The sequence below is a fragment of the Tatumella sp. JGM91 genome, from assembly GCF_018257575.1.
In the GTDB taxonomy this organism is placed as follows: domain Bacteria; phylum Pseudomonadota; class Gammaproteobacteria; order Enterobacterales; family Enterobacteriaceae; genus Tatumella; species Tatumella punctata.
The window spans coordinates 67,384-79,672 of record NZ_JAERJP010000007.1; the positions used below are offsets into that span (position 1 = coordinate 67,384).

General features: G+C 51.1%; 14 protein-coding genes. 10 read left to right on the plus strand and 4 right to left on the minus strand.

Annotation, left to right across the window (positions count from 1 at the left end; genetic code table 11):
• The first annotated feature begins 119 nt into the window (after nucleotides 1-119).
• Nucleotides 120-479, plus strand: a complete 360-nt coding sequence (locus tag JK198_RS06570) for a DUF2500 domain-containing protein (RefSeq protein WP_212707352.1) — start codon at nucleotides 120-122, stop codon at nucleotides 477-479.
• A gap of 31 nt (nucleotides 480-510) precedes the next feature.
• On the opposite strand, the gene JK198_RS06575 is transcribed toward JK198_RS06570, so the two are convergent.
• Both JK198_RS06575 and rsmD read right to left on the minus strand, forming a co-directional pair.
• On the minus strand, nucleotides 511-780 hold the full coding sequence (locus JK198_RS06575) for a DUF1145 family protein (protein WP_212707353.1): 270 nt from the start codon (nucleotides 778-780) through the stop codon (nucleotides 511-513).
• Nucleotides 781-782: 2 nt separating this feature from the next.
• On the minus strand, nucleotides 783-1,382 hold the full coding sequence (rsmD, locus tag JK198_RS06580; RefSeq protein WP_212707354.1) for a 16S rRNA (guanine(966)-N(2))-methyltransferase: 600 nt from the start codon (nucleotides 1,380-1,382) through the stop codon (nucleotides 783-785).
• A gap of 244 nt (nucleotides 1,383-1,626) precedes the next feature.
• Between rsmD and ftsY the strand changes: the two genes are divergently transcribed.
• The 4 genes from ftsY (at nucleotide 1,627) to rpoH (ending at nucleotide 5,985) form a co-directional block, all read left to right on the plus strand.
• Nucleotides 1,627-3,189 carry a signal recognition particle-docking protein FtsY gene (gene ftsY / locus JK198_RS06585; RefSeq protein WP_212707355.1) on the plus strand — a complete coding sequence of 521 codons (1,563 nt, stop codon included), beginning with the start codon at nucleotides 1,627-1,629 and terminating at the stop codon, nucleotides 3,187-3,189.
• A gap of 5 nt (nucleotides 3,190-3,194) precedes the next feature.
• Nucleotides 3,195-3,857, plus strand: coding sequence for a cell division ATP-binding protein FtsE (ftsE, locus tag JK198_RS06590; RefSeq protein WP_029685343.1), 663 nt, complete (start codon nucleotides 3,195-3,197; stop codon nucleotides 3,855-3,857).
• The gene (gene ftsX / locus JK198_RS06595; protein WP_212710308.1) at nucleotides 3,854-4,882 is read left to right on the plus strand and encodes a permease-like cell division protein FtsX; all 1,029 of its coding nucleotides are present in this window, start codon (nucleotides 3,854-3,856) and stop codon (nucleotides 4,880-4,882) included. The genes ftsE and ftsX overlap by 4 nt, the downstream gene beginning before the upstream one ends.
• 245 nt (nucleotides 4,883-5,127) lie before the next feature.
• Complete coding sequence (gene rpoH, locus JK198_RS06600; RefSeq protein ID WP_212707357.1) at nucleotides 5,128-5,985, plus strand: RNA polymerase sigma factor RpoH; 858 nt, start codon at nucleotides 5,128-5,130, stop codon at nucleotides 5,983-5,985.
• 60 nt (nucleotides 5,986-6,045) lie between these two features.
• Here rpoH and panM read toward each other — a convergent pair whose 3' ends face one another.
• Complete coding sequence (panM, locus tag JK198_RS06605) at nucleotides 6,046-6,438, minus strand: aspartate 1-decarboxylase autocleavage activator PanM (RefSeq protein WP_212710309.1); 393 nt, start codon at nucleotides 6,436-6,438, stop codon at nucleotides 6,046-6,048.
• Nucleotides 6,439-6,624: 186 nt separating this feature from the next.
• Here panM and ugpB point away from each other — a divergent pair, with 186 nt between their 5' ends.
• From ugpB to ugpQ, 5 genes are all read left to right on the plus strand, one after another.
• A complete protein-coding gene (gene ugpB, locus JK198_RS06610) occupies nucleotides 6,625-7,944 on the plus strand; it encodes a sn-glycerol-3-phosphate ABC transporter substrate-binding protein UgpB (RefSeq protein ID WP_212707359.1) in 1,320 nt (439 codons plus the stop codon).
• 96 nt (nucleotides 7,945-8,040) lie between these two features.
• Nucleotides 8,041-8,928, plus strand: coding sequence for a sn-glycerol-3-phosphate ABC transporter permease UgpA (ugpA, locus tag JK198_RS06615; RefSeq protein ID WP_212707360.1), 888 nt, complete (start codon nucleotides 8,041-8,043; stop codon nucleotides 8,926-8,928).
• A complete protein-coding gene (gene ugpE, locus JK198_RS06620; RefSeq protein ID WP_212707361.1) occupies nucleotides 8,925-9,770 on the plus strand; it encodes a sn-glycerol-3-phosphate ABC transporter permease UgpE in 846 nt (281 codons plus the stop codon). Before ugpA ends, ugpE begins: the two co-directional genes overlap by 4 nt.
• Before the next feature lie 2 nt (nucleotides 9,771-9,772).
• Nucleotides 9,773-10,846 carry a sn-glycerol-3-phosphate import ATP-binding protein UgpC gene (locus tag JK198_RS06625; protein ID WP_212710310.1) on the plus strand — a complete coding sequence of 358 codons (1,074 nt, stop codon included), beginning with the start codon at nucleotides 9,773-9,775 and terminating at the stop codon, nucleotides 10,844-10,846.
• Nucleotides 10,843-11,586, plus strand: a complete 744-nt coding sequence (ugpQ, locus tag JK198_RS06630; RefSeq protein ID WP_212710311.1) for a glycerophosphodiester phosphodiesterase — start codon at nucleotides 10,843-10,845, stop codon at nucleotides 11,584-11,586. Before JK198_RS06625 ends, ugpQ begins: the two co-directional genes overlap by 4 nt.
• A gap of 35 nt (nucleotides 11,587-11,621) precedes the next feature.
• Here ugpQ and JK198_RS06635 read toward each other — a convergent pair whose 3' ends face one another.
• Nucleotides 11,622-11,888, minus strand: coding sequence for a DUF2756 domain-containing protein (locus tag JK198_RS06635; protein ID WP_212707364.1), 267 nt, complete (start codon nucleotides 11,886-11,888; stop codon nucleotides 11,622-11,624).
• Nucleotides 11,889-12,289: the final 401 nt, after the last annotated feature.

A 12,289-nucleotide genomic window follows, 5' to 3' on the forward strand; every position in this document is an offset into this window, starting at 1 on the left:
GCTATCCGCGATACCCTTTGACTTTCGGCCACTGCCAGCGATTATTACTGTGAATGATGAAAAATACAGGAAAAATAATACAGATTTTATTTCTTCCTGCGCACTGCCCCGGAGGCCTGATGAGTAAACCACCGCTTATTTTTATTATCGTCATCGTTGCTATTATTCTGCTGGCCGGCCGGCAGTTTTTCAGACAACGCAGTGAAAATGCCCTGAATGATGCGTCACCGGTGGTTACACAACAGGCGCTGGTGGTCAGTAAACGCGACTTTACGGCTGATAACCGGCGTTCACGACAACGAGAAGTGATTGCCGGTGAAATAGTGCGTTATGAAGTGACGTTCCGCCGCGAACCGGTGGGTGATGACTTCAGCGTACAGATGTCAGAGGAGCAGTATAATCAGTGCAGGGTCGGGACAACGGGCGCCTTACGTATGCAGGGCACCCGTTTTATCGGTTTTACCGCCGGCGGCCACTGATCAGGGAGTGGCGTTCCGTTGACGGAGTCGCTCAGTGTTTAGGATAATTTTTCTTCTGCCAGGCCAGCAGTTCAAAAACGCCAAAAAAAAATATTTTCAACTGAGTCAGACCGCCGAGTGCCGGCCCGTCTTTGGGCTGGGTGGCACGCAGTAAAACCAGCTGCAGGCCGTGCATCACCACCATAAAAAACAGTGCCACATCAATAAAGTATTTCAATGGTTTCGGGGCCGGATGCACTATATTCATCAGTAAAAAAGCCCAGACAAACAGCATCAGGATACGTCCGCCGATAAGTAACATAATTATTCTCCCTGAGAGTCCGGTGCAGAGTGATGATAGAGGCGATAAGCGACCTGACCTGCCACTTTCTCACGGTGCAGTTGCCAGCTGGCAGGTACCTGCGGAGCGCCTTGTTCCACTTCACATTCAATATAGATCAAGGCATTGCTGGCCAGCCAGCCGCCGGTATCCAGTAAGGTGATTGTCTGTGCCAGCAGTCCTTTACGGAAAGGGGGATCGATAAACACAATATCGTACGGCTGACCGGGAGTCCCTAACCAGCGCAGGGTGTCTGCCTGTATTACCTGTCCGGCGCTACTGTTAAGGGTACGCAGATTCCCTGTCAGCTGACGCGCCACCTGAGGTTCCAGCTCAACTAAGGTGACATGTCCCGCATAACGTGACAATGCCTCGATACCCAGAGCACCACTTCCGGCAAAACAGTCCAGGCAACGGGCCTGTGGCAGGTCTGCCGCCAGCCAGTTGAACAGGGTTTCCCGTACCCGGTCAGTGGTTGGCCGCAGCCCGGCACTTTCCGGGACCGGAAGTTTCCGGCCTCGCCATTGTCCGCCAATAATTCGTATTTGTCCGGCACCTGCCGGTGCCCGGGAATGTTTCTTCATTTCAATCACAACTCTTCATAATTTGTTGCTTAGTTTAACGGGCAGCGGCGTGATAAGAAACGGTAAAAAAGGGTGCTGTAATGCAATGCCAGGAAAATGATAGACTATCTGACTATGCTTTCACGATCTCTGCGGGTGCCTGATCGCGGCAGGGATTTGATAAATTAACATCTATGTTCCGAATTTTTTCTGGCAGAACCTGACGCGGTTCTCTGATTCGGGCCTAAAGGAGTGTCGTTAGATAATGGCAAAAGAAAAAAAACGGGGCTTTTTCTCCTGGCTGGGTTTTGGTCGCGATGAAGATACCGCAGAACCGGAAAAACAACCCGCAGAACAAAAAGAAACCCCGGACGCTGGCCCTGCGCAGGATCCCGCATCTGATACGGAAACCCCTGCGGCCGGCAGTACAGATGTTCCTGTAGTGACAGAAGAAACCTCAGAGCTACCTGCGGCGGCAGATATGGCTGCTGAGATTACAGAGGCTGAGTCGCAACGGCCACCGGCAGTCCCTGACCAGCCGGTTGACGTTGCTTCACCGGAGACAGAACAGCCGGTGACGGCTGACGTGCCTGAACCTGTGACCCTGATACAGGAACCCGGGGTGATGTCCGGCGTTACGGCACCTGACACGGATACGGAGCAGCTACTGGCGGCGAAAGTGGCTGAACAGCAGATGCCTGTTGCGGCTCCGGTCCCGGAGCACGCCGCTCAGGACAGTAACAGCCTGTCTGAATCCTCAGCGGCTGTCGTCGAAAGCCGTCAGGAGATACCGGCAACGATCGCGACGCAAAGCGAAAACGTTCCCTCCGTGTCTCAGAATAGTCCGGAAGCGCAGGTTGTTGATGCCCCTGAATCAGCGAGAGTTACCGAGCAGGAACGTCCGACACGGGAAGGTTTTTTTGCCCGTTTAAAACGCAGCCTGGTGAAAACACGACAGAATCTTGGCTCCGGTTTTATCGGTTTATTTCGCGGTAAAAAAATCGATGATGATCTGTTTGAAGAGCTTGAAGAACAACTACTTATCGCCGATGTCGGGGTTGAAACGACCCGTAAGATTATTGGCAGTCTGACAGAACATGCCAGCCGGAAACAGTTACGGGATGCGGAGGCGCTTTATGGTCTGTTAAAAGACGAAATGTCCTCCATTCTGGATAAAGTTGAACAACCGCTGGATATTGAAGGAAAAACACCTTTTGTTATCCTGATGGTCGGTGTGAATGGTGTGGGTAAAACCACGACCATCGGTAAGCTGGCACGCCAGTTTCAGTCTCAGGGGAAATCGGTCATGCTGGCCGCCGGAGATACCTTCCGTGCCGCTGCGGTGGAACAGCTGGAAGTCTGGGGCAAACGCAACAATATTCCGGTGGTTGCCCAGCACACGGGCGCGGATTCAGCATCGGTGATTTTCGATGCAATTCAGGCGGCTAAATCCCGCGGGATTGATGTGCTGATCGCCGATACCGCAGGGCGTCTGCAGAATAAATCTCACCTGATGGAAGAACTGAAGAAAATCACCCGTGTGATGAGCAAACTGGATGACAGCGCTCCCCATGAGGTGATGCTGACCCTGGACGCCAGCACCGGGCAGAATGCGATCAGTCAGGCGAAATTATTCAATGAAGCCGTTGGCCTGAGCGGTATTACACTGACTAAACTGGATGGTACAGCTAAAGGCGGGGTGATTTTCTCCGTGGCTGACCAGTTCAATATTCCTATCCGGTACATTGGTGTCGGTGAAGGCATTGATGATTTACGGCCATTTAAGGCCGGCGATTTTATAGAGGCATTGTTTGCCCGAGAGGACTAATTTGGATGATTCGCTTTGAAGAGGTCAGTAAAGCTTATCTGGGGGGACGCCAGGCGCTTCAGGGTGTGGATTTTCATCTGCGTCAGGGAGAAATGGCGTTTCTGACAGGTCATTCGGGAGCAGGTAAAAGTACATTGCTCAAATTGATCTGCGGAATTGAACGTCCCAGTGCCGGACAAATCTGGTTTAGCGGCCATAATATAACGCGTTTGCGTAATAGCGAGATCCCGTTCCTGCGCCGGCAAATCGGGATGATCTTTCAGGATCATCATTTGCTGATGGACAGAACGGTCTACGATAATATCGCCATCCCGTTAATTATTTCCGGCGCCAGTGGCGAAGATATCCGCCGCCGGGTGTCTGCCGCACTGGATAAGGTCGGCCTTCTCGATAAAGCGAAAAGTTTTCCGATACAACTTTCCGGGGGTGAGCAGCAACGTGTTGGTATCGCCAGAGCAGTGGTGAATAAACCGGCATTATTACTGGCGGACGAACCGACCGGTAATCTTGATCACGCCTTATCTGAAGATATCCTGCGTTTATTTGAAGAATTTAACCGCGTTGGTGTCACTGTATTGATGGCAACTCATGATATGTCTCTTATTTCCCGTAGAAATTATCGTGTGATGACCCTCAGTCAGGGACGTTTACATGGGGGAGTGGCATGAAGTTCGGTAAGGGAAATCAGGTTAACCGGCGGGTTAAAAAGTCGCCTGCGGCAGCGGCCAGACCAAGGTCTAAGCCAAAGCCAAAACGGGTATCTAAAGAGAAAGCACTGCGCGGCGGGTGGCAGGAGCAATGGCATTATGCCTGGCGCGGAATGCTTGCCGATATGCTGCGTCAGCCGTTAGCGACCTTACTGACGGTAACCGTTATCGCTATTTCACTGACACTGCCCAGTGTCTGTTATATCGTCTGGAAAAACGTCGATCAGGCTGCGACCGAATGGTATCCGGCACCTCAGCTGACGGTCTATCTGTCGAAAACACTGGATGATGACGCAGCACAGAATGTGATTAACCAGCTGAAACAGACAGACGGCGTGCAGCATGTGGATTATCTCAGCCGAGAAGAAGCACTGAATGAATTCCGTAACTGGTCCGGATTTGGCGGTGCGATGGATATGCTTGAGCAGAATCCTCTGCCAGCGGTGGCGATTATCACGCCGTCACTGAATTTCCAGAATTCAGAGACCATGAATACCCTGCGTGATCGGGTAGCAAAAGTGAGTGGTATTGATGAGGTCCGGATGGATGACAGCTGGTTTGCCCGGCTTTCAGCTCTGACCGGACTTGTCGGTCAGGTGGCTTTAATGATCGGGCTGCTGATGGTGGTGGCCGTCTTCCTGGTGATTGGTAACAGTGTCCGGCTGAGTATTTTTGCCCGCCGCGATACGATTAATGTACAGAAACTGATCGGTGCAACAGATGGCTTTATTCTGCGCCCCTTTGTTTACGGCGGTGCGATGCTTGGATTATCCGGCGCTTTTGTCTCGCTGATTTTATCAGAGGTTCTGGTCTTCCGGCTGGAGTCGGTGGTCTCCCATGTCGCCAGTGTGTTCAGTACTTCTTTTACACTGACGGGTTTCTCATGGGATGAAGCGTTACTGCTATTACTGGTTTCGGCGATGGTGGGCTGGATAGCCGCCTGGCTGGCGACGGCACAACATTTACGCCGTTTTACACCGCAGTAATCAGGGGAAATATTTTTTTGCTATACTTTTCCTCTGTTGCCAAAGGTCGGGGAGCAGAGGAGCTTTCCCCGCAGTACTCCGGGCCTTGTCAAAATATTCACAGGTAAAAATGAACCTGTGGATAACTTTTGTGTCTTAATGATTAATAGCACGCATTGCTTTCGATCTTTTGACACGGCTGACATAATAGAGGTGCTGGTTGTAAGGATCAGGCAATATTTTTTATGAATTCTGAGAGGGTTTGAATGACCAAAGAAATGCAAGCTCTGGCTATTGCTCCTCTGGGTAATCTTGATGCATATATCCGGGCGGCTAATGGCTGCCCGATGCTGACAGCCGATGAGGAAAAAATGCTGGCTGAACGGCTGCATTACCAAGGCGATCTGGATGCAGCCAAAAAGCTGATCCTGTCACATTTGCGCTTTGTGGTTCATATCGCTCGTAATTATGCAGGTTATGGTTTACCTCAGGCTGACCTTGTTCAGGAAGGTAATATCGGTCTGATGAAGGCGGTACGCCGTTTTAACCCCGAAGTGGGTGTGCGTCTGGTCTCGTTCGCGGTGCACTGGATCAAAGCTGAAATTCACGAATATGTACTGCGTAACTGGCGGATCGTGAAAGTAGCAACCACCAAAGCACAGCGGAAGTTATTCTTTAATCTGCGTAAAACCAAACAGCGGCTTGGCTGGTTTAACCAGGATGAAGTTGAAATGGTGGCGCGCGAGCTGGGTGTCAGCAGTAAAGACGTACGTGAGATGGAATCGCGGATGGCGGCTCAGGATATGACTTTCGATCCGACTCCGGACGATGAAAATGCCGAGGGTAAGTCTGCAGCACCGGTGTTTTATCTGCAGGACAAAACGTCTGATTTTGCTGATGGTATCGAAGAAGATAACTGGGAATCACACGCAGCCGACAAACTCAGTGATGCTATGCAGGGGCTCGACGAACGCAGCCAGCATATTATTCGCGCCCGCTGGCTGGATGATGACAACAAAACCACATTGCAGGAGCTGGCCGATAAGTACGGTGTTTCCGCTGAGCGTGTTCGTCAGCTGGAAAAAAATGCGATGAAAAAACTGCGTGTTGCTATCGAAGCATGATAAGACGACAGTGCAGTCACAGCAGGGTGGCCCATGGCCACCCTTTTTTATGCCTGTTATTCAACGGGTTTTAGACCAGCACTGCGGGTGCTGTGGCTGAAAACCACAGTATTGTAAAAAAAGGCAGGCCGCGTCAGAAAACGGGAACCCTGCCGTGCTGATTTCCCAGTGGCTGATCGCCGGATTCATCCGCAGGGTTTCTTCCAGCAAAAAATATCCGACACCGCGTCTGCGGGTGGCTTCCCTTACCATGAACCGCCGGATATTCCCGGTCTGGTGTTGCACCTGTAATTCAAGCCCCGCCAGCAGCCGCTGATTAAAACGGGCAACATACCATTCCGGGTGATTCGTGCTGTTCAGGTACTGTTCTGCCGGGGTCTCCGGCCATATTTTCTTCAGGTCAGCCAGGTCCTGTGCTGAGGGATCGGACAGTCGTTCTATGGTCAGTCTCATGGTGATATCCGGTTCTGTTGGCAGGCCGGGGAAAGGCATCCGGGCGAAGATACTATGATCTTTTCCTGATATCTGTCATTACCCGGTCATATCTCTGTCATCTTATATTAATTTTTCTGTCATTTTTCCGTGTCATTTTACCTCGCGAACTTCCCATAGCGCACGATCATGCCACAGGATAAAACTATGTCAGTTCTTAAATTTCGTCGTCATGCCGCATGTGTAATGCTGGCATTAGGGTTGAGCGGAAATGCTTTCGCTGTGACCGAAATACCTTTCTGGCATTCCATGGAAGGCGGGCTGGGTACCGAAGTTGATTCGCTGGCCCAGCGTTTTAACCAGACACACCCGGAATATAAAATTGTACCGGTGTACAAAGGTAACTACGAACAGAGCCTTGCGGCCGGTATTGCTGCTGTTCGCAGCGGTGATGCACCTGCAATATTACAGGTGTATGAAGTGGGTACGGCTACCATGATGGCATCGCATGCGATTAAACCGGTCTATCAGGTCTTTAAAGATGCCGGTGTGCCTTTTGATGAGCAGCAGTTTGTACCGACGATCGTTGGTTATTACAGTGACGCAAAAACCGGTCATATGCTGTCTGAGCCTTTTAACAGCTCGACACCGGTACTGTATTACAACAAGGATGCGTTCAAAAAAGCCGGCCTGAATCCTGATCAGCCACCAAAAACCTGGCAGGAACTTGAAGCGGATGCTGCTGCACTGCGTAAGTCAGGGATGAGCTGCGGTTATGCCAGTGGCTGGCAAGGCTGGATTCAGCTCGAAGAATTCAGTGCATGGCATGGTCTGCCGTTTGCTTCTGAGAATAACGGGTTTGATGGCACAGACGCCAAACTGGTGTTTAATGGCCCTGAGCAGATTCGCCATATTGAGATGCTGGAACGCATGAACAAGGCAGGTACCTTTACCTACTTTGGGCGGAAAGATGAGTCGACTGCTAAGTTCTACAGTGGTGACTGCGGAATGACAACCGCCTCGTCCGCCTCTCTGGCAGATATCCGGCAGTATGCCAAATTTAATTTTGGTGTCGGGATGATGCCATACGATGAAACAGTGAAGAACGCACCGCAGAATGCCATGATTGGCGGAGCCAGTCTGTGGGTGATGCGTGGTCAGAATGATGCAACTTATAAAGGGGTCGCTGAGTTTCTGAAATACCTTGCACAGCCGGAAATTGCTGCCGAATGGCATCAGAAAACCGGTTACCTGCCGGCAACAACGGCAGCCTATGATCTTAGTCGCCAGCAGGGCTTCTACCAGAAGAACCCCGGTGCTGATATCGCCATGAAACAAATGCTGAACAAGCCGCCGCTCGCCTTTACTAAAGGTCTGCGTCTGGGCAATATGCCACAGATCCGTACCGTGGTGGATGAAGAACTGGAAAGTGTCTGGACCGGGAAAGAAACCCCGAAAGCAGCACTGGATAATGCCGTTACACGTGGTAATCAGTTACTTCGTCGCTTCCAGCAGCAGGTTAATTAGTCAAATTACCTGCGGAAAAAGCCGCGTCTGTCAGAGATTACTCCAGTATAACTGACAGTCGCGGCCCGGAGGTCTACCGCCTGAGGTCAGGGTTTTATGTCATCTTCTCGTCCCGTTTTTCGTCACCGTACACTGCCTTATCTGCTGCTGCTGCCCCAGATTGTGATTACGGTTATTTTCTTTATCTGGCCTGCCGCCGAAGCCTTGTGGTATTCGGTACTAAACCTCGACCCGTTTGGTTTTTCGGCACATTTTGTCGGGCTGGAGAATTTTACTCAGCTATTCCGGGATCCTTACTATCTGGACTCCTTTAAAACCACCCTGGTTTTCAGCTTTCTGGTGGCGGGTATCGGGTTGTTGATTTCGTTATTTCTGGCGGCACTGGTCGACCATGTACTGCGGCTGAAAAAGTTCTATCAGACCCTGTTGCTGCTTCCTTATGCGGTTGCTCCGGCGATTGCCGCGGTACTCTGGATGTTCCTGTTTAACCCGGGGATGGGTGTTATCAGCCATTTTTTGCAAAGTATTGGCTATAACTGGAACTATGCGCAAAACAGTGGCCAGGCGATGTTCCTGGTGGTACTGGCCTCCATATGGCAGCAGATCAGTTACAACTTCCTGTTCTTTTTTGCCGGATTACAGTCGATACCCCGGTCACTGGTCGAAGCGGCTGCGCTGGATGGTGCCGGGCCGGTCAGGCGTTTTATACATCTTTCGTTACCACTGATCGCTCCCGTCAGTTTCTTTTTGCTGGTAGTCAATCTGGTGTATGCCTTCTTTGATACCTTCCCGGTGATAGATGCCGCCACCCAGGGCGGGCCGGTACAGTCAACCACCACGCTGATTTATAAAATTTATCGTGAAGGTTTTACTGGTCTTGATCTCAGCTCATCAGCCGCACAGTCGGTCGTTCTGATGGTCATTGTGATTTTGCTGACGGTTGTGCAGTTCCGTTTTATTGAACGTAAGGTTCGTTATCAATGATAGAAAATCGCCGTGGATTAGATATCTTCAGTCACGTCATGCTATGGCTGGGGATCCTTACTATTCTGTTTCCGCTGTATGTCGCTTTTGTTGCGGCCACAATGGATAACCATCAGGTGTTCCAGTCCCCGATATCCCTGTTGCCGGGCGGCCATTTCTGGCAAAACATCGATACGATTTGGACCCGGGGTGTCAGCCCGAACAGCCCGCCCATCGGTCAGATGCTGTTGAATAGCATCATCATGGCACTGGGGATTACGGTCGGTAAAATTGCTATTTCGATCATTTCTGCGTTTGCGCTGGTGTGGTTCCGTTTCCCGTTACGGCAGTTTTTTTTCTGGATGATTTTTATCACTCTGATGTTACCGGTGGAAGTGCGTATTTTTCCCACCGTGGAAGTGATTTCAAAATTACATATGCTGAACAGCTACAACGGATTGATCCTGCCGATGATGGCTTCTGCCACCGCGACATTCCTGTTTCGTCAGTTCTTTATGTCGATGCCCAACGAGTTGATAGAAGCAGCGCGGATCGATGGTGCCAGCCCGATGCGTTTTTTCTTCGATATCGTCTTACCCTTATCGAAAACTAACCTGGCGGCACTGTTCGTTATTACATTTATATACGGCTGGAACCAGTATCTCTGGCCTCTGTTAATTACCAGTGATTCACGGATGAGTACCGCGGTCGCCGGGATCCGCAGCATGATTTCTCTGGGAGAAGGGGTGACCCAGTGGAATCTGGTGATGGCGGCGATGTTACTGACTCTGATCCCGCCATTAGTCGTGGTCCTTATTATGCAGCGTGCCTTTGTGAAAGGCCTGGTAGAGAGTGAGAAATAGTTATGGCAAGTGTGCATTTTCAGGCAGTCACCAAATCTTACGACGGTAAAAACCGCATCCTCCAGCCTCTGGATATCACCATTAATGAAGGTGAATTTATGGTAATGGTCGGCCCTTCAGGGTGCGGTAAATCGACGTTACTGCGGATGGTTGCCGGACTGGAAACCGTCAGTTCCGGTGATATCTATATTGATCAGCGGTGTGTTACCCGGCTGGAGCCAAAAGAGCGTGGCATTGCGATGGTATTCCAGAACTACGCGCTGTACCCGCATATGACGGTTGAGCAGAATATGGGTTATGGACTAAAGATCCGTGGTATGGGTAAAGAGCAGATCCGTCAGCGGGTACTGAATGCAGCCCGTAGCCTGGAACTGGATGCATTACTGACCCGCCACCCGCGTGAACTGTCAGGCGGACAACGTCAGCGGGTCGCCATGGGCAGGGCGATCGTCCGTGAGCCTTCAGTGTTCCTGTTTGATGAACCGTTATCTAACCTTGATGCCCGGCTAAGATCACAGATGCGGCTGGAATTACAGCAATTACATCAGCGGTTAAACACCACCAGTCTCTATGTTACCCATGATCAGGTAGAAGCGATGACGCTTGCCCAGCGGGTGATGGTGATGAATAAAGGCGTGGTGGAACAGGTGGGAACTCCGTCACAAGTTTATGAGAAACCTGCTACCACTTTTGTGGCCGGTTTTATCGGTTCACCGGCGATGAATCTGCTGCCGGGCAAAGTCAGTGCCGATGGCCGTGAGCTGGTGATAGATCCGCAATGCCGGATATTCCTGGCAGAACAACAGCCGGCACTGGCGAATCAGCTGGTGACTCTGGGGATCCGTCCTGAGCATATTCAGACGGTGGCTCAGTCTGCCAGCGCGATAGCCATGCAGGTGGAAACGCTGGAAATCCTGGGTGCAGATAATTTAGTGCATGGTAAAATCGGTGGTCAGCGGCTGGTGGTTCGGTTACCTCATGAACAGCGGCCTGCAGCCGGTACATTACTCTGGCTGGACTTTCCGTATCATGGACGGCATTTATTTAATACCACCACAGGATTACGTCTGGAATGATATATCAGCACTGGCCCTATCCGCATATCGTCGCCCACCGTGGCGGCGGAAAATATGCACCTGAAAATACCCTCGCGGCAATCGATACCGGGCATCGTTACGGTCATACCATGATCGAATTTGATGCCAAACTGTCTGCCGACGGGCAGGTTTTCTTACTGCATGATGATTCACTGGAACGTACGACCAACGGCCACGGGATTGCCGGGCTGCAGACATGGCAAAGCTTATCCGGTCTGGATGCCGGCAGCTGGTTTTCTGAGCAGTTCAGTGCAGAGCCTCTGGCGACGCTGCCGCAGGTTGCAGAACGTTGCCGCCAGTACAGGATGCTGGCAAACATCGAAATTAAGCCGACCCGCGGTGAAGATACGATGACAGGCCGTGCTGTCGCACTGGCAGCAGAAAAACTCTGGCAGGGTCAGACGGCGCCGTTATTGTCTTCTTTTTCTCTGCAGGCACTGGCGGCTGCACAGCAGGCAGTGCCGGGGCTTCCGCGCGGACTGTTACTGGACCAATGGCGCGACGACTGGCAGCAACTGACGATCCGGCTGGGATGTGTGGCCATTCACCTTAATCACCAGTTACTGGATGCTGAACGTGTCCGGTTACTGAAAGAGGCGGGGCTGCGTATTCTGGCTTATACGGTTAATCAGCCAGAGCGGGCCCGGCAGTTGCTCGGGCTGGGGGTCGATATGATTTGTACGGATAATATTGAGTATATCGGTCCTGATTTTCGCTGAGTTGACGGGCGGGTTCTTTCCCCGCCCGTGATATATCAGGGTTGTGCATGAGTAATACGCTGCTGTGCGCGGTTTTGTTGCTGTTGTATTTTTTGCTGTAATGCCTGTGACTCCATCTGCTGATCATTACGCAGTTGCATTTGCTGCTGTTGCTGCTGCATTTGCATCTGATTCAGCATGCGTTGTTGTGACGGGTTATACATCCTGTCCGGCGGGCGAACTCCTGAAGGATCATTATTGAGCGCTGCAGCGGCCAGCAGAGGACAGGCAGCAATAAGCACTGTCAGTAGCATTTTTTTCATTGTGACCTCCGGTCTGAATCTCATCTGACAACAGAGTTTCTGCAGCGGCCTGCGGATAACGGGCCTTTGTCGTGCAGAAAACGTATCTTCTCAAAGGCGGTCACAGTTTTTTTCCCGGCTAGTGCGGTTTTCCGCTGAAACATCAGCTACGCGGCGTAGTGATAAAAAAGCAAAATTTATCTTTACAAGTGATAATGATAATGATTATTATTCACTTGTCTTCACGAGACATCTCACTCAGATAGCTGGTGAAGACACGACATTGCTCACATTGCTTCCAGTATTTTTTGCCAGCCGTCAGGCTGGCTTTTTTTTGCCCACAGCCTGCCAGCAGCAACCTTCATTTTTTTTGAACAGACCCATGAACTTTTTCCGCTATTTTTTCAGGCAGTTCGGGGTCA

Bases quoted from the DNA above. Each gene is read 5' to 3' on its own strand.
- JK198_RS06570 (WP_212707352.1), top strand. From the start codon at position 120: ATGAGTAAACCACCGCTTATTTTTATTATCGTCATCGTTGCTATTATT.
- JK198_RS06575 (WP_212707353.1), bottom strand. From the start codon at position 780: ATGTTACTTATCGGCGGACGTATCCTGATGCTGTTTGTCTGGGCTTTT.
- rsmD (WP_212707354.1), bottom strand. From the start codon at position 1,382: ATGAAGAAACATTCCCGGGCACCGGCAGGTGCCGGACAAATACGAATT.
- ftsY (WP_212707355.1), top strand. From the start codon at position 1,627: ATGGCAAAAGAAAAAAAACGGGGCTTTTTCTCCTGGCTGGGTTTTGGT.
- ftsE (WP_029685343.1), top strand. From the start codon at position 3,195: ATGATTCGCTTTGAAGAGGTCAGTAAAGCTTATCTGGGGGGACGCCAG.
- ftsX (WP_212710308.1), top strand. From the start codon at position 3,854: ATGAAGTTCGGTAAGGGAAATCAGGTTAACCGGCGGGTTAAAAAGTCG.
- rpoH (WP_212707357.1), top strand. From the start codon at position 5,128: ATGACCAAAGAAATGCAAGCTCTGGCTATTGCTCCTCTGGGTAATCTT.
- panM (WP_212710309.1), bottom strand. From the start codon at position 6,438: ATGAGACTGACCATAGAACGACTGTCCGATCCCTCAGCACAGGACCTG.
- ugpB (WP_212707359.1), top strand. From the start codon at position 6,625: ATGTCAGTTCTTAAATTTCGTCGTCATGCCGCATGTGTAATGCTGGCA.
- ugpA (WP_212707360.1), top strand. From the start codon at position 8,041: ATGTCATCTTCTCGTCCCGTTTTTCGTCACCGTACACTGCCTTATCTG.
- ugpE (WP_212707361.1), top strand. From the start codon at position 8,925: ATGATAGAAAATCGCCGTGGATTAGATATCTTCAGTCACGTCATGCTA.
- JK198_RS06625 (WP_212710310.1), top strand. From the start codon at position 9,773: ATGGCAAGTGTGCATTTTCAGGCAGTCACCAAATCTTACGACGGTAAA.
- ugpQ (WP_212710311.1), top strand. From the start codon at position 10,843: ATGATATATCAGCACTGGCCCTATCCGCATATCGTCGCCCACCGTGGC.
- JK198_RS06635 (WP_212707364.1), bottom strand. From the start codon at position 11,888: ATGAAAAAAATGCTACTGACAGTGCTTATTGCTGCCTGTCCTCTGCTG.